Raw genomic sequence first — 25,025 nt, 5'->3', positions numbered from 1 at the left:
CAGCTGGAAAATTTTTAGCTGACCCACCGCTATCGCAGGCAAGCCAGCTCCCACATGGGGTCTGTGTGTTTTCAGTAAAATTCCTGTACTCCCGTTCAACCTCGGGTTCCTCATTTCGTCACATCCCAAGCTCTATACGGCCTCCAGCCCCACCCACTGAAACCTCGCTGTCACCTACCCCCAAACCGCTCAAAAGCATGACCAAAACACCCGAGAATCTTTTTAAAAATCAAGCGTTTCCTCCCGAGGTTTTTTCCCATAACCGTCATCGGAAACTGCGACTTTCTCTCCCATGGTTTTCACCCCTGGCCACCCCCGCAAGACGGCTTGGGACCGAAGCCATGGCGTCATGCAAGAGCCATCTACCCCAAACGTACAAACACGACGAAAGGAGCTTCTTCATGTTTAAGCGCAACGTTCTCGCGGTATCCATGACCCTCGCTGCCCTGTGCTCGGCACAGGCTGCATTCGCAGACGTAAACGGCGGCGGCGCCACTCTGCCACAGCCGCTGTACCAGACTGCCGGCGTACTGACTGCCGGCTTCGCCCCTTACATCGGCGTTGGCAGCGGCAACGGCAAGGCTGCGTTCCTGAACAACGACTACACCAAGCTTGTGGCCGGTGTGACCAACAAGAACGTGCACTGGGCGGGTAGCGATTCCAAGCTGTCGGCTGCCGAGCTGCTGGCTTACAAAACCAACAAACAGCCGACCTGGGGCAAATTGATCCAGGTGCCTTCGGTGGCCACTTCGGTTGCCATTCCGTTCAACAAGACCGGCACCAACGCGGTTGACCTGACTGTTCCACAACTGTGCGGCGTGTTCTCCGGTCGCCTGACCACCTGGAACCAAATCACCGGCTCCGGCCGTACTGGCCCGATCGTCGTGGTTTACCGTGACGAGTCGAGCGGCACCACCGAGCTGTTCACCCGCTTCCTCAACGCCAAGTGCACCGAAGCCAAGAAGTTCGCCGTCACCACTACCTTCAAAGACAGCTACGGCTTCGTTGCCGGCGTCAGCGCCGGCACCTTGCCAGCCGGCGCAGTGCCTGCTACCACCAGCCAAGGCGTGATGACTGCGCTGAACGCTGCCCAAGGCCGTATCACCTACATGAGCCCGGACTACGCGGCGACTACTTTGGCCGGTCTGGATGACGCCACCAAAGTTGCCAAGATTGGCGGTGTTTCGCCTGCTCCAGGCAACGTATCGGCCGCTATCGGTCAGATCCTCGCGCCAACCCAAGCCCGTCCGAATGGTTCGTTCATCGACGCCACTGACCAAGACAACTGGGTTCCAGTATTCGCCGCTACTGCAAGCGGTTCGTCCACTTTCGCTTACCCATCCACCGGCTACCCGATCCTGGGCTTCACTAACCTGATCTTCAGCCAGTGCTACGCCAACGCTGCCCAGACTACCCAAGTGCAAGACTTCTTCCTGCGTCACTACGATGCAGCCATCAACAACGACACCGCCATCAACGACAACCGCTTCGTACCGCTGCCAGCTAACTGGAAACAAGCGGTAACCGACACCTTCGCGACCGTTTCCAACGCCCAAGGCATTGGCAACACCAGCGTCTGCAACGCCATCGGTCGTCCGCTGTAACCCCTGCTTTCAACGACCCGCACCACCGATCAGCAACGGCCTGCGCCGTTGCTGATTTTTTTTGCGTTAGCAGCCGTATATGAACTTTGCATGACAGAAGTTCAGTCGCGCCCCTCGCCAACCGCCTAACCCTCATACGTGCGCCTGTCTTGCCCCGGGGCGCTAACAAAGAAGGAAGATTCCCGATGGTCCGCTGCAAACCCACGCTCAAGCTGAATGCCCAGGGCCCGCGTGCCCAGACCGTGTTGCGCCTCAAGCCGCTGGCCCAGGCCATTGCCTTGTTGATGGTGGCGGGCAATGCCCATGCCGCCCAGGCGTTCAGTGCTGCGTGGTTTGCCGAAAAAGGCGCGACGCGCGCCACCACCGCTGCGCGTTTGAGCGCGGGGCAGGTGCCGGGCATGCCGACGCTGAGCCAGCAGGCGCAGGTCAACCAGCGTTTGGCGCGGTCCATCAGCACGCTGAACACCAGCGTCGCGGCGATTGCGGCCCAGCAGGCGGCGCAGGCGGCGGGGCGGCAGGCGGCGTTGGGGCAGGTGTCGAACATTCCCGATGGCCTGGGCAAGGGCGGTTTGCAGGTGGACAACAGCCTGACCCAGGGCTGGATCAATGCCAAGGCGCCGACCCAGTCCCAGGCGGGTGGCAAGACCACGGTGAGCATCGAGCAGACCGCCGACAAGGCGATCCTCAATTGGGAGACCTTCAACGTCGGGCGCAACACCACCGTGGACTTCCAGCAGCAGTCCAACTGGGCCGCGCTCAACCGCGTCAATGACCCGAATGCGCGGCCGAGCGAGATCCAGGGCCAGATCAAGGGCGCGGGCACGGTGATGATCATGAACGCCAACGGCGTGGTCTTCGGCGGCACCAGCCAGGTCAATGTGCGCAACCTGGTGGCGGCGGCGGCGAACATCACCGATGAGCAGTTCACCCAACGCGGCCTCTACGTCGATACCACCGGCACCCAGCCGACCTTCACCGATGCGGCGGGCAAGGTCGAGGTGCAACGCGGTGCGCTGATCCAGACCCACAACGCCGCCACCTCCACCGATGCGGGCGGCTATGCCTTGCTGCTCGGCACCGAAGTGGAAAACGCCGGCACGATCATTACCGCCAAGGGCCAGGCCACCCTGGCAGCCGGTGACAGCTTCTACATCCGCAAAGGCGTCGGCACGGCAGGCAACGAGCGTTCCACCACCCGTGGCAATGAAGTCGCCACCGCCCTCAACTTCGAGAGCGCGGCGGGCAAGGTCAGCAACAGCGGCCTGATCATGGCGTCCACCGGCGACATCACCCTGACCGGTCACCAGGTCCAGCAAAACGGCGTGGCGCTGGCCAGCACCTCGGTGGACACACGCGGCACGATTCACTTGCTCAACTCGGCCAGCGACAGCACCGGCAGCGTCACCCTCGGCGCCGGCAGCACCACTGCGATCCTGTTGGATGCCAGCGGCAGCACCGCCCTGAATACCCAGAAAAACAACGGCCTGACCCTGCTCGACGGCAAGCCCGCCAACCTGATCGACGGCCAGTTCGACCACCTCAGCGCGGTGGCCGACCGCACCGACCAGTCGCGCATCGAGATCGTCAGCGGCGGCACCGTGGACTTCCAGAAAGGCTCGATCACCTTGGCCACCGGCGGCCAGGTCGCAGTCAGCGCCGGCCAGCGCAGCCTGGTGCGCGATGGCGCGATCATCGACGTGTCGGGGGCGGTCGGCGTCAAGGTGGCGATGGAAGCCAACAACATCAAGATCAACGTGCAGGGCAACGAACAGCGCGATGCCGCGGTCAACCGCGACAATGGGCAACTGATCAACAACGATGTGTGGGTGGACCTGCGCGAGCTGGTGTTTGTCGCGGCGGGCACCAACGGTTATGCCACGGACCGCTGGTACACCGCGGGCGGCTTGCTGGAAGTCGGCGGTTACCTCGGTACCCAGGGCCACTCGGTGGGCGAGTGGATGGCCCAGGGCGGCACCGTGACCTTTACCGGCAAGGATGTGGTGACCCAGCAGGGCGCGCAGATCAACCTGTCCGGCGGTACCGTGGATGTGCAGGACGGCTATATCCGCCAGACCTGGCTCAAGGGCCCGGATCGCCGCCTGTATGAGCTGTCGCGGGCGCCGGGGGACATTCTCTATTCCGGGATCTACAAGGGTTATGAAGACACCAGCGTGCGCTGGGGCCAGACCGAGTATTACTACAACCCGCTGATCGCGCCGCAGGGGCGCAACGAGGCCGGTTATACCGTGGGCCGCGATGCCGGCAAGCTGGTGGTCGGCACCACCAGCGCGGTGCTCGAAGGGCAGGTGGTCAGCGATGTGTTCCAGGGCGAGCGGCAGATGCAGGCGCCGGCGATCAACCTCGACGGCTACCAGCAGTCGCAGAACGCGATGGCCCAGCGCGCGCAGTTGATCATTGGCCAGTACGTGCCGATCTATAACAAGACCACGGGCACCTTGCGGTATGCGTTGGGCGCGACGGCCGAGCAGGTGTTGATCGACAGCAACACGCAAAAAATCGCCGACGGCCTCGATCTCACCACGGAACTGCCGAGCGAGCGTCAGGGCCAGGTTGTGCTCGACAGCGAACAGCTCAACGGCTTCCAGTTGGGTGCGGTCAAGGTTGCGGCCAACCAGCAGGTCAGCGTCAACGGCGCGCTCAACGTCGCCGACGGCGGCACCATCACCCTGTTCGCGCCGGGTGTGGCGGTCAACGCCAACCTCACGGCCCACGGCGGCAGCATTCATGCCGGGAACATTCTCAGCCAGGTCGACCCGCTCAAGGACGGCGCGGTGGCCGATACGATCCTGCCGGGCGATGGCCGCCTGACGGTGGCGGAAGGGGTCAAGCTCGACGTCAGCGGGCGCTGGAACAACCTGCTGCTGGACGCTGCCAACAACACTGGCGTGGCCTATGTGAACGGCGGCAAGGTCTCGCTGCGCGGCACCGGCAACATCAGCCTGGCGGCCGGTAGCGTGGTGGACGCGTCTTCCGGCGCCACGCTCGGTGTGGATGGCAAACTGGCGGGCGGCAAGGGCGGCAACGTGACCTTGAGCGCACTCGGCGCCCTGGGCCTGGACGGCGAGTTGCGCGGCTACGGCGTCAACGGCGGCGGCACCCTGGCGTTGCAGACGCGCAAGGTGCAGATCGGTGACAGCACCGTGGCTGCGGATGCCGACACCCTGAAACTGGCGGGCGACTTCTTCAACAAGGGCTTTTCGGCCTACGACATCACGGGCAATGAAGGCTTGCTGGTCACCGACGGCACGCAGGTCGATGTCCGCGCCCCGGTGCTGCGCGCGGGTGAGCAGGCGTTGTCTGCCGCCACTGGCAGCGATCCAGCCAGCGCCCTGGAGCGCTGGACTCCCGCGCTCTACCAGGAAGACGCGATCAAGGGCGTACTGACCCAGCGCCGTGGCGCAACCCTGAGCCTGAACGCCGGCGAGATCAATTCCACCGCCGAGCAAATGGCAAGCACCGTGCTGACGGTGGGCCAAGGCGCGGTGATCAATGTTGACCCGGGCCAGGCCATCAACCTGCGCAGTGTCGGCCAATTGAACATGGACGGCACGCTGAATGCCTGGGGCGGCAGCATCACCCTGGGAGGGCTGCGCGCCGCCGCGTACGATGCGGTGAACTCCCTCGGCCATGGTCGCTCGATCTGGGTCGGCGAACACGCGCTGATCGATGCCGCAGCGCGGGCGGCGACCGCGTTGGACAACCGTGGCCGCGCCTATGGTGTGGTCCGCGACGGCGGCACGATCAATATCGGCGGCACCCTCGACCTGACGACGGGCATTGCCACTGCCAGTGATTTGTTTGTGGTGGTACGTGAAGGTGCGCGCCTCGACGCTTCCGGCACCCAGGCGCCACTGAACATTGCCGGGCAGGGCCTGGTGCAGCAGGCCAGCAATGGCGGCAGCATCAGCCTGGCGTCGAATAACGGCCTGTACCTGGACGGCAGTTTTGTCGCCAGGGCGGGCGGCGCTGGCGCGGCGGGCGGCAGCCTGGCGGTGGCGCTGGAAAGCCCGAACTACGAGCGCTTTACCGCCGTCGATCAGGTGCTCAAGGGCCGTGAATTGCTGATCAGCCAGACCCATCAGCGTCACGATCTGGCGGGCACGCCAGAGGATGCTGCCGCAGGCCTGGAATACGGCCATGGGCGCCTGGGGGTGGATCAAGTCAGCGCCGGCGGCTTTGATAACCTGGCGCTGATGAGCAACGGCATCATGGGCTTTGACGGCGACGTTGCACTGGCGATGGGGCAGAGCCTGCGCCTGTTCGGTTCGGCGTTTGCCCTCAGTGAAAATGCTGCCGGCGATTCGCGGGTCAACCTGTCGGCACCGTATCTATTGCTGAGCGGTATCAACACGCCCGGCAAGGACCAGTACATTCGCCCGATTATCGAGCTGCCCAAGCCGTCGTTTCTGGAGACGGCCGCGCAGTTCAATGCCAGTGGCAATCTGATCGATGTGCGCGGCAGTGTGTTGTTTGGCCTCAAGGGCAGCCTGAATCAGGCGGATTGGAGTTTGTTGGACATCGAGCGTCGCGGTTTTGATCAGGTGAACCTGACCAGCCAGGGCGACCTGCGCTTCCTCGCCGGGCCGAATGAGAACGCCATTGCGCCGGGTATCAGCACGCAATTGCTGACCCATGGCGACATGACCCTGCGCGCGGCCCAGTTGTATCCGGGCACCCAGGCCAGTGCGCGGGTGATCGCCGGATATCTGGGGGAAGTGACTGCCAACTCGATCCAATTCGACCCGCTGCGTACGCTGACCATCGGCCGTACCGGCACCGCCGACGCCGCCATGCCGTATTCGGCCTTCGGCCGCCTGCAACTGGGCGCGGCGACGGTTCGCCAGGGCGGTGTGGTGCGTGCGCCATTGGGCCTGATCGACATCGGCAGTATGGGCAGTAGTCTGGTGCAATTGTTGCCGGGCAGTCTCACCTCGGTGAGTGGCAAGGGCCTGGTGCTGCCGTATGGCGGCACGCTGGACGGCCAGGAGTACCGCTATAACGGGCAAAAGGTCACGTTTATCGGCCAGGGTGGCGTGGCCACGGCGATGAGCGATCTGAGCGTCGGGGTGATCCTCGGCGGTACCACGGTGGCCGTGCAGCCGCAGGCCACGCTGGATCTGTCCGGCGGTGGCGAATTGCTCGGGGCTGGTTTTATTTCCGGCCGTGGCGGCTCCACTGACGCGCGCTTCAACCCGCTGGTGCAGTTCGGCGCCAACGGCGGGTTTGTGCTGCCGGGCCTGGCCACCAACCCGGTCTATGCAATTGTGCCGGGGATCCAGCCGGGTGCCGCGCCCGTGGCGCCGGAGGGCGGCGCTTCAGCGCCAATGGTCGGCCAGCAGGTCACGATCGGCGCCGGCGTGCCGGGGTTGCCGGCGGGCACCTACACCCTGATGCCCTCCACCTACGCGCTGCTGCCGGGGGCCTTTCGCGTGGAGGTCAATGGCCTCGCCGGGCTTGGCAGCGACGCGGCGACCACCTTGATGCGCAATGGCTCGTGGGCCACTTCCGGGCACCTGTCGATTGCCAATACCGGGATCAGCAACAGCATCGCCAGCCAGTTGATCCTGACTTCCGCCGATACCCTGCGCCGTTACTCCCAATACAACGAAACAGGCTATGCCCAGTTCGCCAAAGCCGATGCCGCGCGGCTAGGCGTGCCGCGACCGATGCTGGAAGCCGACGCCAAGACCTTGAAGCTGGCGCTGCGCCCCGGTGCGGGTGCCGATGGCTTTTCGTTCGAGGGCGTAGGGCGGTTTGATCCTGCTTCAGGCGGGTACGGCGGTACGGTGGCCGTGACGGACCCAACTTGGCAGGGCATTGAAGTGATCGGCGCCGGCAAGGCCGCCACGGCAGACTACGCCGGCATCACCCTCAAGGCCGACACCCTCAATGCCTTGGGCGCCTCACGCCTGGTGGTGGGCGGGATGACCGTGGTGGAGTACGGCCAATCCGGCAACTTCATCGGGCTGGCAGGAGGCCTCAATGGCGCCAACAGCACGGTGACGTTGCGCGAAGGCGCCACCCTTGCCGCGCCGGAAGTGTTCCTGGTCAGCGACACCGGTGGGATCGTGGTCGAGCAGGGCGCCTCGATCAACACCCTCGGGCGTGGCAAGGCCAGCTACGACGCGCGTGACGGGTTTATCTACCAGGTGCTGAACATGCTGGCCGTGTCCAACGGGCTGCTCAATGTGGTGAGTGCGCGTTCGCAAGGCGGTGTCAGTCAGGGCATCAACGTCGGCGCCTGCGAGAGTGGCGCGTGCAGTGGTGGGACTGGCTTGTATTCCGATGGCAGCATCGTCGCGTTGACCGACGGCACGTTCCAACTGGGCGACTCGGTGCGCTACGGCACCCGTCACCTCAACCTCGGTGTCAGCGCGATCAACCTGGGCAGCGTCGAAGCCTTGGCCGCAGCGGGGAACCGCGTACCCGCCGGGCTGACCCTGACCCAAGCGCTGCTCGACCGCCTGTTGCGCGGCGACACGCAATTCGGCGCGCCCGCCCTGGAAACCCTGCAACTGTCCGCCCGCGACAGCTTCAACTTCTACGGCACCACCAGCCTCGACACCTACGACCCGCTCACCGGCAAGTCGCTGCTGAGCAACCTGATGCTGTCCACCCCGGCGATGTATGGCGCCGGTGGCGCCAATGATGTGGCGACGATCCACACCGCCAACCTGATCTGGCTGGGCGCCACCAATGCCCCTGGCACCGTGGTGACAGGCGGCGCGGGCACCGGCAGCGGGCGCCTCGACATCAACGCCGAGCGCATCGAGTTCGGCTATGGCGACTTTGGCCAGCCGAGCAATGTGAAAAGTTTCGACCGCCTGGCCCTCGGGTTTGCCAACGTCAATCTCAACGCCAGCGAGCGCGTCACCGCCAACCATAAGGGCAGCCTCAAGGTGTACCAGAGCCAGGGCGCCTATGACCCGGTCACCGGCTTCCAGTACAGCGGCGGCAACCTGACCATTCGCACACCGCTGATGACCGGTGTTTCCGGCTCGGTGAACCGCATTACCGCCGGTGGCGCAATTGATATCGGCGCCTCCGCCGGTCCCCGTGGCACCGCCAGCGGCCAGGGCGCCGAGCTGGCCTTGCAAGGCGACAGCATCCGCGTGGCCGGGGCGGTGGTGTTGCCCAGCGGCAAGGTCAGTCTCAGTGCCCGTGGCGATGTGGTGTTGACCGATGACGCAGTGATCGACGTGGCCGGGCGCCCCATCGCCTTCAACGATGTGACCCAATACGGCTGGGGCGGCGACGTGCTGCTCGACAGCCGCAACGGCAATATCCGCCAGGCCGCCGGTTCGACCATCGACCTGTCGGCCCAGCACAACCAGGCCGGTAAATTGCGCGCGGTGGCAACCGACGCGGCGGCCGGGATCGTCGATCTGCAAGGCAAGATCCTGGGTAGCAGCAGCGGTTATTACGCCGCCGGTGGCACGTCGATGCCCTACGAGGCCGCGACCGTGGAACTCCAGGCCCAGCACTTGGGCGGCAGCGGTTCCCTCGACCAGCAATTTGCCGACCTCAACGGGCGCCTCAACCAGGGCGCGGTCTATGGTGGCCGCAGCTTCCAGCTCAAGCAGGGCGACTTGACCATCGGCAACGGCCTCAAGGCCGGCAACATCAGCGTGTCCCTCGACAACGGCCGCCTGCGCGTCAACGGCCTGGTGGACGCCAGCGGTGAGCGCGTCGGCAGCATTACCCTGGCCGGCAAGCACGGCCTGACCCTTGACGGCACGGCGGTACTCGACGCCCACGGCAGCAAACTGCGGGTGGACAGCTACGGCAAAATCATCGACTCGCCCAACCGCGCCATGGTGGCGCTGGGTTCTGGCGACGGCCAACTGACCCTCGCCAGCGGCGCCCGTATCGACCTGCGTCACGGCACCGACGGCGCGGCCGGCAACGACGGGCGCAATCGCGGCACCCTGGAACTCAACGCGCCACGCCTCGGCAGCAATGACATCGCCATCGACGCCAGCGGCCGCGTGACGATCCAGGGCGCGCGTTCCATCAGCCTCAATGGCATGGCCACCTACGACGATGCCCCGGAAAAAACCGACGCCACCGCCAGCGGCAAGCCCTATCAGGAGATCACTCAGGGCTACCTGGATGGCAAGCACGCGCTGAGCAACGACTTTATCAACGCCGCGTTGCAGAACACCCACTTGCTGCAAAACAAACTCGCCGGGCTGAACAACGCCACCTACGCCGATGCTTTCCATGTGCGCCCCGGCGTGGAAATCGTCAGCAAGACGGCGGACGGTGACCTGGTGGTGCAGGGCGACCTGGACCTGTCCCGTTATCGCTACGCCAGCCTCAACCCCCATAGCCAGCAGGACGACACGGTCTACGGTTCCGGTGAATCCGGCAGCCTGACCCTGCGTGCCGGTGGCGACCTGAATATCTACGGCAGCATCAACGACGGCTTCGCGCCGCCACCGCCGTCGGCGGACGACAAGGGCTGGGTGTTGCTGCCGGGTATCGACTACCGGGGCGGTACGGTGGTGGTGCCGGGCAACGGCGTGACCCTGGCCGATGGCACGGCGTTCCCGGCGGGCACCACGTTGAACTATGACTTGCCGATCAAGGGCCTGACGGTCGCGGCCAACACCCGGCTGCCGGTAACGGCGACATTGGGCCAGGAACTGATACTGCCGGCTGGCAGCGTTGTCGCGGCCGACGTGCGCGATGCGGGCGGCAATCTGTTGTTCGCCGCGGGCACCTTGCTCAGCGAGGCGCAGACATTGGCCGAAGGCACGCAACTGGGCGCCGGTACGTTGTTGACCGAGGGCACCGTGTTGCAGGGCATGCTCTGGCCGAAAGGCGTGCCGTTGCCAGGCGTGCATCAGGCCAATCCCAGTAACAACCTTGTGTTGCTCGATGGCATTAAGGACTTGCCTAAAGGCGCGCTGATTCCTGCCGGCACCAACGTGAAGTTGCCCGATGGCGTGAGGTCGGTGCAACTGCGCGCTGGCGGGTCCGGGCAGCTGTGGGCGATCGCGCCGATGTTGGCCGAAGGCACGCAATCGTGGTCGTTGCGCTTGGTTGCAGGCGCCGATACCGAGGCCGCCGACAACCGTATCCTGCAAGCGCATCCGCGCAGCGGCGACCTGCACCTGGCGGATACGCATTACGGCATGTTCTCCAAGCAATTGCCGCCGCGTGGCGTGGAAGTCTGGACGGCGGCTGCGGTCGCGTATCTGGGGGGCAAAGGGGTGACCGTCAAGGCGGGTGATCCTGTCGATCAGCAGGTACTCGATGGCCTCAACCAGGGTTCGATCAATGACTTTTGTGGTGCGTCCCCGCAGTTCTGCAGGACCACGGGGGCTTATGTCTTCACCCAGTACTCCGTCGATCGCTTCGCGAGGGCGGGGGTCGTGGTAACGCTGGGTGCAGAGATGACCGACGAACTGGTGTATCGCTTCAACCGGTTTACCGTCGACCAGCTGTGCGCCGCCAGCATGATGTTTTGCCAGCTCAAAAACCCGCTGGAGTATGCGGCCGCACCGGCGAGCACACGTTTCAGCGTGATCCGCACCGGCACCGGCGACCTGGACTTGTTGAGTGCAGGCAACCTGAACATGGACTCGTTGTATGGGGTGTACACCGCTGGCACGTCGTCTTCCGGCACCTTCCAGGGCGACCCCTATAACCAGCCCAAGGCGAAACAGGGGGTGGCAAAAATCGTGCTGAGCGCGGGCAGCCTGTTCGAGCAGTTCGTCAACGGCTCGCCCACCAGCCTGTACCGGGCGTGGTATCCAGAGGCTGGGGGTAATCTGACGATCACTGCCGGGGGCGATTTGACCGGTGATATCACCAGCACCACTCTGAATACTGTCGGGCGTCCCGATCCCAAGGATATCGGGACCGACTCGGCTGACGTCGGCAACTGGCTATGGCGCCAGGGCAGCAATGCGGTGGCGACCGGAGGGCAGGCGCAGCCGAGCGCCTGGTGGATCAACTTCGGCAGTTACGCTGCGACGCCTTCGGGGGCCGATACCATGCTTGGCTTCACCGGATTTGGCACCCTCGGCGGTGGTGACCTGACCGTCAATGTCGATGGCAACGCCGGGGTCTTGAATACGCTAGGTTATGGCCTCAGCAACACGGCGATGAACCCCCATAGCCAAGGCCTGGTGCTGGCAGTCGGCAGTACGGGCAAGGTTGCCAGCGATGGCAGCTTGCAGTTGACCGGCGGCGGCGATCTGCGGGTGCGCATCGGTGGCAGCTTGAACCCCGCCAGTCTTGCAAACTCCGATGACCACCGTGATGGCGTGCTGGTCAATCTTCGCGGGGATGTGCAGTTGCGCAGCGCCACCGTGGGCAGCGTCGATCTGTTGTACGGCAATACATCTACCGAACAGAGCCCCGGCGAGACGCGTGCATTCGACCCGCTGGTCTCGACCCGTGGCGTGGCGCGTGGCGGAATGACCCTGGTGCCGGGTGACGCGACGTTCAATGTGCAGACCCTGGGCGATCTGGTGGTACAGAACGTTGAAGACCCGGGCCGGGTGTCGATCAGCCATGCCTCGCCGTTTGCACAAGGCACCACCCTGGGTACTGGCGCCAGTTGGTTCACGTTGTGGACCAAGGACACGGCCATCGACCTGTTTTCCCTGGGCGGTAACCTGACGCCCCTCAGTCGATCCAGTACGCCGACTGACCTAGCGGTGGTCTACCCGTCAATTGTGCGGGCAACGGCGGCTGGCGGGAGCTTGTATTACGGTAAAGCGGCCATGCAGCAGGAAAACAGTGACAACACCTTCACTTATCCTTTGCTGTTGGCGCCAGGACAAAATGGCCAGTTGCAATTCCTCGCCCAGGACTCGATCTACGCTGGCGGCATGGCGGTCAGCCAGTCCGGGACGGCGCAGAGTGCGATGGCGACCCCTTGGAACCCTGCGTATCAAGGCAGTATTGGTAACGCAGTGGTTACCAGTAACCTGTCAGTCAATGGCAACTTGGTTACCCGGGCGTTGTTCGCATTCGGGTCTGGCACGACGGCGGCTTCATCCGCTGGCAGTACTGAGCCGGCACGCTTTTATGCGATGGACGGTGATCTGGTCGGGGTGAGCAGTGGCAGGGGTATCACGTTTGGCACGAACCCAGGTGATCCGCACCAAGGTGAGACCTGGTATGAAGGGAATGGCGCGGTTCGGATGATGGCTGGGCGGGATATCGTCAGTAGTGGTCGTATTTTTGGTTTAGCCGGGATGAGTATCGCGACGCCAACTGACAACCTCTTCATCCACAAAAACCCCAACGACATCTCCATCGTCTCCGCTGGCCGCGACATCCTCTTCAGCAACTTCCAAGTCGCCGGCCCCGGCCTGCTGGAAGTTTCCGCCGGGCGCAACATCCTGCTGACCGGCGCCGGCGGCGAGCACAGCGTGACCAGCCTTGGCGCGATCCTGCCGGGCGATACCCGCCCCGGTGCGAGCATCGTCATGCAGGCCGGTGTCGGCGCCAACGGGCCGGATTACCAGCGCTTCGTCGCGACCTACCTGACCCCGCTCAACCAGGCGCAACCCGGGGAGTCGTTGCAGGGCGTCAAGGTCGCCAAGACCTATGAAAACGAACTGGTCACCTGGCTGGCCGAGCGCTTCGGTTTTGTCGGCGACAGTGAGCAGGCCCGTGCCTACTACGCGGCGTTGCCTGCCGAGCAGCAACGGGTGTTTGCCCGCGACGTGTACTTCGCCGAACTCAAGGCCGCTGGCCGCGAGTACAACCAGGACGGCGGCGTGCGCCAGGGCAGCTACCTGCGTGGCCGCACCGCGATTGCCGCGCTGTTCCCGGACAAGGATGTGGCCGGCAACCCGATCACCCATCAAGGCGATATCACCCTGTTCAACGGCTCGGGCGTACACACCAATGCCGGCGGCTCGATCCAGATGTTCACCCCGGGCGGCGGCCAGACCTTCGGCATCGAAGGTGCGGCGCCACCGTCCACCGCGGGGGTGATCACCCAGGGCGCCGGGGATATCCAGCTGTACTCCATGGGCAGCATTTTGCTCGGGCAAAGCCGCATCATGACCACCTTTGGTGGCTCGATCATGGGCTGGACCGCCGAGGGCGACATCAACGCCGGGCGCGGTTCCAAGACCACCGTGGTGTACACGCCGCCCAAGCGGGTCTACGACAACTGGGGCAACGTCAGCCTGTCGCCGTCGGTGCCGAGTACCGGCGCGGGGATCGCCACGCTCAACCCGATCCCGGAAGTGCCGGCGGGGGACATCGACCTGATCGCGCCGCTGGGCACCATCGATGCGGGCGAGGCGGGCATTCGGGTGTCGGGCAACATCAACATTGCCGCCCTGCGGGTGGTGAACGCGGCGAACATCCAGACCCAGGGCAAGTCGTCCGGGGTGCCGGTCTCGGCCACGGTCAACACCGGCGCCATGAGCTCGGCCAGCGCGGCGGGGGCGGCGGCGTCCCAGGCCGCAGAAGACGCAGCGCGCAATCAGCAGGCGGCAGCGAAGCAGGGGCGGCCGTCGATTGTCACCGTGGAAGTGCTGGGCTTTGGCACGGAGCCGGTACCGCGTGAGCCGGAGCAGAAGAGCTCCAGCTACAACCCCAACAGCCCGGTGCAGGTGCTGGGCGCCGGGCCGCTGAGCGAACAGGCGCGGGCGCGGTTGACGGATGAGGAGCGCCAGCAGATCAGTTTGTAGCGTTTTTGAAGGACCTCTCGATGTAGCTTTGGGCGATCACTGATCGCCCTTTTTTTTGATGCTTGAGAATGTACGCAGATCCAAATGTGGGAGCGGGCTTGTGTGGGAGCGGGCTTGCCCGCGATAGCGGTGGATCAGTGGATGAATATGCTGACTGACACACCGCCATCGCGGGCAAGCCCGCTCCCACACAAGCCCGTACACATTCTCTACCGTGATAGGTCCTGAAAATTGCCTCCGAATCAATCCTAAATGAAGCTTTCATGACAAAAGTTCGGTAGCTCCCACCCACCCCCGTCTCTCCTATGTAACGCGCTGGATACGATCAAAAGTCGTCGCCAAAGCCGTCAGCAGGACGCCAGGAGTGGGGCAAATGGGAACTATGGAACGTTACTCGAAAGTCGGTATGCAGGAGCTCGATCAGCGCCTGTCGAAGATCGTCGAAGCCGCGCGCAAGAAGCCGGTTTCGGTGTACCGCTACGGCGCGCCGTGGGTGTGGATCGTCTCCCAGGACGATTGGCAGGGCGCGTTGAAAGAAGTCTCCAGCTTTATCCCGGCGGGGCATTCGCTGGTGTTGCTGCGCCCGCAGATCGACGAGGTGCTCGACAGCCATCGCGACTGGCTCCAGCCCGAGCCGGGCATGCTGATTGCGCCGCACACCGTGGTGCACATCCTCCTGCTGCAACTGCTGTATTCGGTGCCCAGCGAGCAACAACTGCACGAGCAACTCAATTACAACCTGCTGTTCCGCTGGTTCGTCGGCCTCGACCTGAACCAGAAAGTGTGGGGCATCCATGTCCTGCAACGGGACATCGCCAGCGTGCTGGGCAACCCGCGTGCGGTGCAGTTGATCCAGACCATCATCGGTGAAGTGTTTTGTGGCGCCTTGCTGCACATGCCGGAGTTCTCGCTGAACTTCGCCTTGCTGCACACCTGGCTGGCCCGGCACAGCCACCTTTCGACAACCAGCAATTGAGCAGGCCAAACGCCGTGCAAACGGCGACGGCGCAGAATCTTGGAAAGTTAGGGGGCGGTGTGGAGCATCTGTTCAAGTCAACGCTGGCGCTGTGCTGCCTGACGCTGGGGGCTTTGGCCTTGCCCGCGCAGGCCGAGGAGGAGGGCGCGGCACGCCGGGTCGACGTCAATGAGTACTTCGTGCGCGGCAATACCGTGCTCGATGCGGCGGCGATCGAGGAGGCGGTGTACCCGTTTCTCGGCCCGCAAAAGACCTTGGGCGATATCGAAGGCGCCCGTGATGCGCTGCAAAAGATCTACCAGGCGCGCGGCTACCAGTCGGTGTTTGTCGAGCTGCCGGAGCAGAAGGTCGATGACGGTATCGTCTACCTGCAAGTCAGCGAAACCAAGATCGGCCGCGTGCGCGTGGTCGGCGCCAAGCATTATTCGCCGGTGGAAATCCGCGACGAAGTGCCGGCCCTCAAGGAAGGCGAGGTGCCGGACTTTGCCACCGTGCAAACCCAGCTTGCCGGCCTCAACCGCGGCGTCGGGCGCCAGGTAACGCCGCTGGTGCACGAAGGCCAGCGCCCCGGCACCATGGACGTGGACTTGCAGGTGGAAGACCAGAACCCCTGGCACGCCAGCCTCGGCCTGAACAACGACTACAGCGCCGACACCGAAAAGCTGCGCTCGGTGGCCACCCTGGGCTACGACAACCTCTGGCAGTTGGGCCACAGCATCTCGCTGACCTACTTCACCGCGCCCCAGGACAGCAGCAACGCCAAGGTCTGGTCGGGTTCCTACAGCGCGCCGCTGGATGAGCGCTGGACCTTGCAGTTCACCGGCTACCAGTCCGACAGCAACATCGCCACCATCGGCGGCAGCAACGTGCTCGGCAAGGGCCATTCCTACGGCGTGTCGGCGATCTACAACCTGCCGGCGACCAATGTCTGGGCCAACTCCTTCTCGTTTGGCATCGACTTCAAAGACTTCGACGAAGAGATGCAATTCGGTGCCAGCCGCGACCAGGTGCCGCTCAAGTACGCGCCGTTCACCCTCGGCTACAACGGCTATCGCTACACCGAGCAATCCCAGTTGGGCCTGGGCCTGAACCTGGTGGTGGGCACCCGCGCGTTCTTTGGCTACGGCAGCGATGCGGAAGAGTTCGACTACAAGCGCTACAAGGCCAGCGCCAGTTTTGCAGCGCTTAAGGGCGACCTGAATTACACCTACACCTTCGCCAACAACTGGCAGTCGGCTTCCAAGGCGGCGTTCCAGCTGGCTTCGGGGCCGCTGGTGTCCAACGAGCAGTATTCCGCCGGCGGCGCCACCTCGGTGCGCGGCTACCTGGCGGCAGAGCGCACCGGGGATGAGGGTTACTTGCTGTCCCAGGAGCTGCGCACGCCGTCGGTGGCCAAGTACCTCGGCAGTTATGTGCAGGAGTGGCGCTTCTATGCGTTCGCCGAGGGCGCGCGCCTGCGCCTGCACGACCCGCTGCCCGAGCAAGAAGACGAATACAGCCTGGCCAGTGTCGGCCTGGGCACCCGCGCCAGTTTGAGCAAATGGTTGTCCGGCAGCCTGGATTGGGGCTACCCGCTGCTCAATGGCCCGAACACCCAGAAACAGGACTCGCGACTGCACTTCAGTGTGCAGGCGACTTTCTGACTTTTTCTTTCGGAGACTTCACCCATGCAACGCCTAATCCTGAGCCTGTTGATCTGCCTGGGCTTCACGCTCCCGGCCACCGCCCATGCCTGGTGGCAAGACGACTGGCACTACCGCAAGCAGATCACCGTGGACACCACCGCCCAAGGCGCCGCGATCAACCAGGCCCTGGGCCGCACCGCGCTGCTGGTGCGCCTGCACACCGGCAACTTCACCTTTGATGGGGTGAAGGACGACGGCGCCGACCTGCGCTTTGTCAGCGCCGATGACAAGACCGTGTTCAACCACCAGATCGAAAGCTTCGACCCGCTGATGGGCATGGCGCTGATCTGGGTCGATGTGCCCAAGGTCGAAGGTGGCCAGCGCCAGGACCTGTGGATGTACTACGGCAACCAAAAAGCCCCGGCCACCAGCAACGGCCAGTTGGCGTTCGACCCGAACTACACCGCGCTGTACCACTTTGACGGGGCCAACGGCACCCCGGCCCGCGACACCACGGCCTACGCCAATACCTCGCTCAACGCCACCGGCGCGAGCATCGACGGCGTGATCGGCCGCGCCTTGCAGTTCGGCGGCCAGCCGCTGCTGTTGCCGGCCAGCCCATCGCTGCAACATGCCGCAGGCGGCGCGTTCACCTTCAGCGCCTGGTTGCGCCTGGATCAGGCCAGCGGCGAACAGATCGTCCTCGCCCGCCGCGACGGTCCCCACAGCCTGCTGCTGGGGTTGAACCAGGGCACGCCGTTTGTGGAAGTCGATGGCCAACGCGTGGTCTCCACTCAACCGCTGAACCCTGGGCAATGGCAGCACCTGGCGTTCACCGCCGAGGGTGAAAAAATTGCGCTGTATGTAAATGGTCGCGAGACGGCCAGCCTGGCGGTCGCACTGCCAGCGTTCAATTCCCAACTGGCGATTGGCGGCGACCTGCCGGACGCCGGCACCACGCATCTGCCGTTCGCCGGCGCCATCGATGAGCTGCGCCTGTCCAAGGTTGCGCGCCCGGCCACATTGTTGTTGGCCGACGCCAGCGCCCAAGGTGCCGAGTCGAAACTGGTGGCTTACGGCGTGGATGAAGAACAGTCGGGCTTCGGTTTCGGCAGCCTGGGCTTCTTGCTCAACGCGGTGCCGGTGGACGCCTGGGTCATCATCCTGGTGCTGGTGGCGATGATGTTCCAGTCGTGGGTGATCATGCTGCGCAAGAACCGCCAGGTCAGCCGTGTCAGCGGCGCCAACGAGATTTTCCGCGAGCACTTCGCGCAGATCGGCACGCGCCTGGAGATGTATGCCGATGACGCCCCGCTGGGCCAGCGCTTGCAGCATTCGTCGCTGTGGCGCCTGTACCTGGTGGCGGTCAAGGAGATCCGCACCCGCCGCGCCCAGGGCGCCGACACCTCGTCCGTCTCGGCGGCGACCATCGAAGCCATCCGCTGCTCCATGGACGGCGTGCGCACCCGCGAAAACCAGGCCCTCAGTTCCAAGCTCTCGACCCTGTCCAACGCTATCGCCGGCGGCCCGTACATCGGCCTGCTCGGCACCGTGCTGGGGATCATGGTGGTGTTCCTCGGCACGGCGATGGCCGGTGACGTGAACATCAACGCCATCGCCCCGGGCATGGCGGCGGCCTTGCTGGCCACGGCCATGGGCCTGTTTGTCGCGATCCCGGCGCTGTTTGGCTACAACCGCCTGATCACGCGCAACAAGGAAGTCAGCGCGGACATGCGTGTGTTCGTCGATGAGTTCATCACCCGCCTGGCGGAGATGCACGGCGAGAGCCAGTCCAGTGAAGCCGCGCACCGCCGCGAGCATCACGCCGCCGTACCGGCCTGAGGAGAATCAGCATGGCTTCCGTAAACGCCTCCCACGACGATGACGATGATGCCGCCGTCGATAGCATCAACATCACGCCCCTGGTGGACGTGCTGATGGTGGTGCTGGTGATGTTTATCCTCACCGCCACCGCCCAGGTCTCGGGCATTCAGATTCATTTGCCCAAGGCCAGCGCCTCGGTGTCGCTGTCGGAGGCCAAGACCAAGGCGATTTCCGTCAACGACGGCGGCCAGGTGTTCCTCGATGCGTACCCGGTGACCCTCGGCGAGCTGGAGGAGCGCCTGCGCATCGAGAAAGCGCAGAACCCGGACTTCCCGGTGATCGTGCGCGGCGACGCGTTGGTGCAGTACCAGAAGGTGATCGAGGTGCTCGACTTGCTGCGACGGCTGGAGCTGTCCCAGGTCGGGCTGGTCACCGGCAAACCGAGCCAGGGCTGAGCCATGACCGCACAGATCCCGATGCCGCCATTGCCGGTCAAGAACAAGCCGCCGCTGCGCCCGTTGAAGTGGGGCGCAGGCCTTTTGCTGGGCGCGGTGGCGGCCTGGTTCTTGTGGCAGTGGGCCAATGACATGAGTGGCGTGCGCCGCGAAGCGCCGAAGATCCCGACGATTATCCCGTTGCCGCCACCGCCACCGCCGCCACCGGAAAAGCCCAAGGAGCCTGAGCCCCAGGTCGAAGAAAAAATCCCCGAGCCCGTGCCCACGCCCGAGCCGGAAGAGGTCAAGCCCGCGGACGAAGCACCGCCTTCACCGGCGGACGATTTGGCCAACCCGATGCAGATCGACGGCGATGCCCAGTCGGGCAATGACGGTTTCAACATCGGCGCCGGTAAAGGCGGCGGTATGGCCGGTTCCGGTGGTGGCGGTTTGGGTACCGGCACTTACAAGCAGTACCTGGCAGGGGTGTTTCAGCGCCTGCTGCGCGAAGACCCGGAGTTGCGCAAGAAGGCGTATGCGGTGCAGGCCGATTTGTGGCTGAACGCCGATGGCCAGGTCACCCGTGCCGAGTTGGCCAAGTCCAGCGGTGATGCCGAGACCGATGCCCAGGTGTTGGCCGTCTTGCGGGCGCCCCATGCCACGCAACGGGTGCCAGCCGCCGTAACGATGCCGGTACGCCTGTCCCTCAAGGGCCGGCGCCCGGAATGATCGAACCCTTTTCTACGGTTTTTTACAGGAGTTGCGTACACATGATTTCCCCCGTGAATCGACTGACCCTGGCGGTCGGCATGGTCATCGCGACCCTGGTTGGCCAAGCGACGGCTGCCCCGGTTGCGCCTTCGGAAAACGTCACCATCAACCTGATCCGCCTGTTGGTGCAGCAGGGCGTGTTGACCCAGGACACCGCCAACGGGCTGATTGCCCAGGCGGAAAAAGAAGCCCTGCAAGCGCGCCAGGCGAATGCCGCCCCGGTGGTCGCCGCAGGGCCTGCAGCTGCGCCAGGGGATGTGCGCGTGCAGTACGTGCCGCAAGCGGTGCGCGATCAGATCCGCGACCAGGTGAAAGCCGAAGTCATGGCCACCGCCAAGCAGGAAAACTGGGCCCAGCCCAATACCTTCCCGGACTGGGTGTCCCGCGTGACCTTTGACGGCGATATCCGCCTGCGTGACGAGTCGCGCTACTTCTCGGGCAAGAACGACGACACCATCACCGACTACGCCAAGCTCAACAACAACGGGCCGTATGACGTCAACCCGAACTCCAGCACGCAGCTGCCGCCGTTGCTCAACACCCGTGAAGACCGCGAAAACCTGTTCCGCATCCGCGCCCGCCTGGGCATGAAAGCGGTGATCTCGCCGGAATGGACCGCCGGCATCCGCCTCGGCACCGGCTCCGACAACAACCCGGTGTCCACCACCCAGACCCTGGGCGGTGGTTTCGGCAAGAAGGACATCTGGCTCGACCAGGGTTACCTGAGCTGGAAAGCTTCGGACATGGTGACTTTGACCGGCGGGCGGATCGCCAACCCGTTCTATTCCACCGACATGATGTATTCCAACGACCTCAACTTCGACGGCGTGGCGGCGATCTTCAACCACCGCCTCGCCAGCGACTGGAACCTGTTCGGCACCCTCGGCGCGTTCCCGGTGGAATACACCTCGGACACCGCCAGCAGCAACGGCTTCGACAAGGAAGAAAGCGACACCAAATGGCTGTTTGGCGGGCAGATCGGCGTCGACTGGAAGATCAATCGCAGCAACAACCTCAAGCTCGCGGGCGCCTACTACCAGTTCCAGAACATCGAAGGCGAACGCTCCAGCCTGTGCAAACCGTGGGAAGGCAAGCCGGGTTGCGACACCGACGGCTCGCGCGTGGCCTTTATGCAAAAGGGCAACAGCGTGTTCAACCTGCGCGACATCGCGCCCAACCCGGCCACCCCTGGCAAGACGCCGGAGCCGCAGTTCGTCGGCCTTGCGTCCAAGTTCAACCTCCTCGACCTCAACGCGGTGTGGGACAGCGAGTTGCCGAGCGACTTCAAGCTGCGCAGCCAGGCCAACTTCATCCACAACCTGGGCTACGACAAGGGCGAGATGCTCAAGCGCAGCGAAGGCCACATCGTCAACAACCTCAACAGCAACGGCGAGTTTGAAAGTGGCGGCAATGCGTTGATGGTCTCGTTCACCCTCGGCAGTGCGCTGGAGATGCGCAAGCGCGGCGACTGGAACGTATTGGCTGGCTACAAATACATCCAGCCCGACGCCTTGCCTGATGGCTTCAACGATTCGTCGTTCCACCTCGGTGGCACCAACGCCAAGGGCTACTTCATTGGTGCCAACTACGGCATCGAAAAGAACATCTACGCCAGTGCGCGTTGGTTGAGCGCCTCGGAAGTCTACGGCCAGCCGTTTGAAGTGGATGTGATGCAACTGGAACTCAACACGCGCTTCTGACGCGCACAGGAGATGCCACATGAACACGCGAATCTGCGGGCTGCTGTTGTTGTTCGTCGCCACCGGCGCCAGCGCCGAAGGCATGGAAGAGCGCCTGCGTACCCAACTGCGCAGCACCACCCAGCAGTTGCAGGCGTTGCAAAGCGAACAGGCCCAGGCCAGTGCGGCGCGCATCGCCGCTGAAACCCAGGCCAAGCAGGCCCAGGCGCAGATCAAGCAATTGACTGCCGAGCTGGAAAAGACCCGTGGCGTGGCCGAGCAAATGGCCGGCCAGCAGCAAAGCTTGCACAGCCAGGCGCAAGCCCAGGTGGCGGCAAGCAATGAGCAGATCGGCAAGTTCAAGAAGGCCTACGAGGAACTGCTGGTGCTGGCCAAGGGCAAGGAGGCCGAGCGCGCCGGCCTGCAAGCCAAGCTGAGCGAACGTGACACACAAGTGCAGCAATGTGCAGTCAAGAATCAACAGATGTACGGCGTGGCCCAGCAACTGCTGGCGGCCTACGAAAAAATCGATGTGGCTGAGGTGATGAGTATCCGCCAGCCCTTCGCCAGCGGTGCGCGGGTCAAGTTCGAGGAACTGGCCCAGGGCTTTGGCGACGATTTGTACAAGAGCCGTTTTGATGCGCCCCAGGCAACTGCCAATCACTGATCGACAAGGAAGACTTCACCATGAGCGAATTGATCACCAGCGTCACCGTCCAGAGCCTCACCGAACTGCTGCAAGAAGCCGGCTACCGGGTCAACCCGAGCGAGCAGAACGGCATCGTGCAATTGCTCAGCGCCAGCCAGGGCATCGGCTTTGCCGTGCGCTTCGGCAACCCGGCGGGCGAGCTGGGCGGTTATGTGGATTTCACCTACAGCTGCGCGCTGCGCATCCAGGGTGAACTGCCGGAAGGCCTGGCCCAGGTGTGGAACGCATCGCGGCGCTTTGCGCGGTTGTCGGTGCAGGGTGAATTCCTGCTGATGGAAATGGACGTGGTGGTGGCGGGCGTGAGCGTCACCTACCTGCGCAGCCAGTTGGAATTGTGGGACCGCCTGTTGCAGGAGTTCATTGTCTACCTGCGTGAATACAGCCAGCAGGCCGCGCAGTTGCAGGCCGCCGCGCAATCGGTGGGCGAAGAGGCGGCGGTATTGTGAAAAAGCCAACCTTGATGGTCGGCGCGGGTGCGCTGGCCTTGCTGGTGGTGGCCGTGGGCTTGAGCCTGCGGCCGGGCAGCGACCCGGTGGCGGCGCAGCAGCCGGCGCCAGTGCTCGCGACGCCGGCAGGCGGCCCGGCGGTGGCACGCCTGGGCAACCAGCAGATCGACCTGACGGAAATGCAAAGCGTGCTGGCGAGCCTGCCGGCCGAGACCCGCGAGCAGTTGCGCGGCAACCGTGGCGCGCTGGAAACCTGGCTGCGCTCACGCCTGGCGCAAAAGGCCGTGCTGGAACAGGCCGACGCCCAGGGCTGGCGTCAGCGCCCGGAGGTGGAGCAGCAGACCCGCGCCGCTACCGAGCAGATCGTGTTTCGCGACTACATGTTGTCGGTCAGCCAAGTGCCGGCGGGCTATCCCAGCGCGGCTGAGTTGCAACAGGCCTACGACGCCGGCAAGGCGCAGTGGGTGACGCCGCCGATGGTTCGGGTGAGCCAGATTTTCCTCGCCGTGAACGACCCGCAATCTGCCGAAGCGATACGCCGCCAGGCCCAGGAATTGAGCCGCAAGGCCCAGGCCACGCCGGGGGATTTTGCCGCGCTGGCCACGCAATATTCCCAAGACCCGAACACCGCCCCGCGTGGCGGCGATTCGGGGATGCAGCCGTTGCAGCAGTTGGTGCCGCAGGTTCGTGAGGCGGTGGCGCGGCTCAAGGTCGGCGGGGTGTCGGATGTGGTGCAGAGTGCGGCGGGCTTCCATGTGCTCAGGCTCACCGCCCAGCAACCGGCGCGCACGGCGACGTTGGATGAGCTGCGCGCACGCCTGACCGAGGCCTTGCGTAGCCAGCGTCAAGAGCAGATTGCCAAGGCCTACCTGGAAGGCATGCTCAACACCGCCACCTTGAGTATCGACGGTGCCGAGCTGAACAAGGTGCTGGAGTAATTCGCGACAACCCGCATTGGATGCACAGACCAACAAGACAGGGAGTCTCCCATGGCATATCTAGAACCGTCCGGCCCCCAGGCGCCCGCCGCTTATCGCACGGCGAGCGAGCCGCGCAGCAGTTGGCCGGCTTTGGCCTGCGAGATCGAACCGGAGGTGGCGCGCTACTTTCTGGTGAGTGCGCGCTGTGGCTGTTTCATGCAGGCGGCGCGCAGCCTGAATATCAAATCGACGCTGCTGCGCAAGCGCCTGGCGCAGCTCGAAGAACAGGTGCGCCATGCGCTGTTCACCTACCAGGGCAACGGCCTGGTCCTCAGTCGCGACGGCCTGCAACTGCAAGCGCAACTGATTGCGCTGGCCCATGAGCGGCGCCTGCCGGTGGTGGAGCAGCCGCTGATCCGCCTGGCGGTGGCCGAGCCGATCCTGCACGACATCCTCGGTCGCGACCTGATCGCCTTGCTGCGCCGCAATGCCAGCGTGCGCCTGGAGATTATCTCCATCGACAGCCACCTGTCCCTGCAAGCGGTGGACGTGGACGTGGTGCTGTGGCTCTCCGACACCGACGGCCCCGCGCCCGGCCCGAGCTTTCCGATCCAACCGCCACGCCCGCTGGCGCGCCTGCACTACCTGCCGCACATCGCCAAGCGCTACTCACGGCTGACCACCCGCCCGGACAGCGTGGATGACCTTGACGACTACATGCTCGTGCAATGGCAACCCGACGTGCAGGTCGACGCCCTGCAACCGTGGAACCACGTCGTAGAGCAACGCCGCGCCGCCGTGGTGCAAGTGCAGGCCTACTCGCTGATGCTGGAAATGATCCGCTGCGGCGCCTGCATCGGCTTGCTGCCGCACTACATGAGCAGCTTCGACCGCGGCCTGGTGGCGCTGCCGGGGCTGCTGGCCGACAGCATGCAGCGCCAGGTGTGGCTGGCGGTGAATGCCCAAGTGCAGGATGCGCAGGCGGTGCAGGTGATTGTCGAGTTGATCGTCGGGACGTTTGAGGGGCGCAAGGAGTGGTTTGACTGAGCTGATGGTGGTGGCTGACCCAACGCCATCGCAGGCAAGCCAGCTCCCACAGTTTGATCGGTGCAAACCTGATCCAGAGTGGTAACCCAATCCCCTGTGGGAGCGGGCTTGCCCGCGAAGGCGGCCTGCCAGTTAACACAGATGCAGCTGACCCACCGCTTTCGCAGGCAAGCTTGAACTGGTCCAGTAATTTCGGACATTCTTTTCGGTTCTCACGCTGCTAGCTTTTCCGCCGCTATCGGTGAGTGATAACCGTTGTAGCTGTGGCGCCTTACGCTGTTGTATCGCGCCACATATC

12 protein-coding genes are annotated in these 25,025 nt (G+C 64.2%); all 12 read left to right on the top strand.

Annotation, left to right across the window (positions count from 1 at the left end; translation table 11 throughout):
- Nucleotides 1-401 precede the first annotated feature (401 nt).
- The 12 genes from J1G37_RS18895 (at nt 402) to J1G37_RS18840 (ending at nt 24,727) form a co-directional block, all read left to right on the top strand.
- On the top strand, nt 402-1,604 hold the full coding sequence (locus J1G37_RS18895) for a substrate-binding domain-containing protein (RefSeq protein WP_207044387.1): 1,203 nt from the start codon (nt 402-404) through the stop codon (nt 1,602-1,604).
- Nucleotides 1,605-1,789: 185 nt separating this feature from the next.
- Nucleotides 1,790-14,296: a filamentous haemagglutinin family protein gene (locus J1G37_RS18890; protein WP_207044384.1), complete on the top strand. Its 12,507-nt coding sequence runs from the start codon at nt 1,790-1,792 to the stop codon at nt 14,294-14,296.
- A gap of 382 nt (nt 14,297-14,678) precedes the next feature.
- Nucleotides 14,679-15,272, top strand: a complete 594-nt coding sequence (locus tag J1G37_RS18885) for a transposase (protein WP_017738396.1) — start codon at nt 14,679-14,681, stop codon at nt 15,270-15,272.
- 59 nt (nt 15,273-15,331) lie between these two features.
- On the top strand, nt 15,332-16,915 hold the full coding sequence (locus J1G37_RS18880; protein ID WP_207044382.1) for a ShlB/FhaC/HecB family hemolysin secretion/activation protein: 1,584 nt from the start codon (nt 15,332-15,334) through the stop codon (nt 16,913-16,915).
- Between the two features lie 24 nt (nt 16,916-16,939).
- The gene (locus J1G37_RS18875; protein WP_017738394.1) at nt 16,940-18,739 is read left to right on the top strand and encodes a MotA/TolQ/ExbB proton channel family protein; all 1,800 of its coding nucleotides are present in this window, start codon (nt 16,940-16,942) and stop codon (nt 18,737-18,739) included.
- Nucleotides 18,740-18,750: 11 nt separating this feature from the next.
- Nucleotides 18,751-19,176 carry a biopolymer transporter ExbD gene (locus tag J1G37_RS18870; protein ID WP_017738393.1) on the top strand — a complete coding sequence of 142 codons (426 nt, stop codon included), beginning with the start codon at nt 18,751-18,753 and terminating at the stop codon, nt 19,174-19,176.
- 3 nt (nt 19,177-19,179) lie between these two features.
- Nucleotides 19,180-19,884 (top strand): energy transducer TonB, encoded by a 705-nt coding sequence (locus J1G37_RS18865; protein WP_207044380.1) that lies wholly within the window; start codon nt 19,180-19,182, stop codon nt 19,882-19,884.
- A 41-nt stretch (nt 19,885-19,925) separates the two neighbouring features.
- Nucleotides 19,926-21,626 (top strand): putative porin, encoded by a 1,701-nt coding sequence (locus tag J1G37_RS18860; protein WP_207044378.1) that lies wholly within the window; start codon nt 19,926-19,928, stop codon nt 21,624-21,626.
- A gap of 19 nt (nt 21,627-21,645) precedes the next feature.
- Nucleotides 21,646-22,272, top strand: a complete 627-nt coding sequence (locus J1G37_RS18855; RefSeq protein ID WP_124528331.1) for a DNA repair protein — start codon at nt 21,646-21,648, stop codon at nt 22,270-22,272.
- A gap of 20 nt (nt 22,273-22,292) precedes the next feature.
- Nucleotides 22,293-22,760, top strand: a complete 468-nt coding sequence (locus tag J1G37_RS18850) for a YbjN domain-containing protein (RefSeq protein WP_207044375.1) — start codon at nt 22,293-22,295, stop codon at nt 22,758-22,760.
- Nucleotides 22,757-23,698 carry a peptidylprolyl isomerase gene (locus J1G37_RS18845; protein WP_207044373.1) on the top strand — a complete coding sequence of 314 codons (942 nt, stop codon included), beginning with the start codon at nt 22,757-22,759 and terminating at the stop codon, nt 23,696-23,698. The genes J1G37_RS18850 and J1G37_RS18845 overlap by 4 nt, the downstream gene beginning before the upstream one ends.
- 51 nt (nt 23,699-23,749) lie before the next feature.
- A complete protein-coding gene (locus J1G37_RS18840) occupies nt 23,750-24,727 on the top strand; it encodes a LysR family transcriptional regulator (protein ID WP_207044370.1) in 978 nt (325 codons plus the stop codon).
- The last annotated feature ends 298 nt before the right edge of the window (nt 24,728-25,025 follow it).

The organism is Pseudomonas sp. Marseille-Q1929 (genome assembly GCF_017316265.1).
Lineage (GTDB): Bacteria > Pseudomonadota > Gammaproteobacteria > Pseudomonadales > Pseudomonadaceae > Aquipseudomonas.
The sequence above is the reverse complement of the archived record's forward strand: the minus strand, read 5'-3'. Positions and strand labels throughout refer to the sequence as shown.

Excerpts from the sequence above, each read along its gene's own strand:
- J1G37_RS18885 (WP_017738396.1), top strand. The coding sequence starts at position 14,679 with ATGGAACGTTACTCGAAAGTCGGTATGCAGGAGCTCGATCAGCGCCTG.
- J1G37_RS18855 (WP_124528331.1), top strand. The coding sequence starts at position 21,646 with ATGAACACGCGAATCTGCGGGCTGCTGTTGTTGTTCGTCGCCACCGGC.
- J1G37_RS18840 (WP_207044370.1), top strand. The coding sequence starts at position 23,750 with ATGGCATATCTAGAACCGTCCGGCCCCCAGGCGCCCGCCGCTTATCGC.
- J1G37_RS18875 (WP_017738394.1), top strand. The coding sequence starts at position 16,940 with ATGCAACGCCTAATCCTGAGCCTGTTGATCTGCCTGGGCTTCACGCTC.
- J1G37_RS18870 (WP_017738393.1), top strand. The coding sequence starts at position 18,751 with ATGGCTTCCGTAAACGCCTCCCACGACGATGACGATGATGCCGCCGTC.
- J1G37_RS18895 (WP_207044387.1), top strand. The coding sequence starts at position 402 with ATGTTTAAGCGCAACGTTCTCGCGGTATCCATGACCCTCGCTGCCCTG.
- J1G37_RS18865 (WP_207044380.1), top strand. The coding sequence starts at position 19,180 with ATGACCGCACAGATCCCGATGCCGCCATTGCCGGTCAAGAACAAGCCG.
- J1G37_RS18860 (WP_207044378.1), top strand. The coding sequence starts at position 19,926 with ATGATTTCCCCCGTGAATCGACTGACCCTGGCGGTCGGCATGGTCATC.
- J1G37_RS18850 (WP_207044375.1), top strand. The coding sequence starts at position 22,293 with ATGAGCGAATTGATCACCAGCGTCACCGTCCAGAGCCTCACCGAACTG.
- J1G37_RS18890 (WP_207044384.1), top strand. The coding sequence starts at position 1,790 with ATGGTCCGCTGCAAACCCACGCTCAAGCTGAATGCCCAGGGCCCGCGT.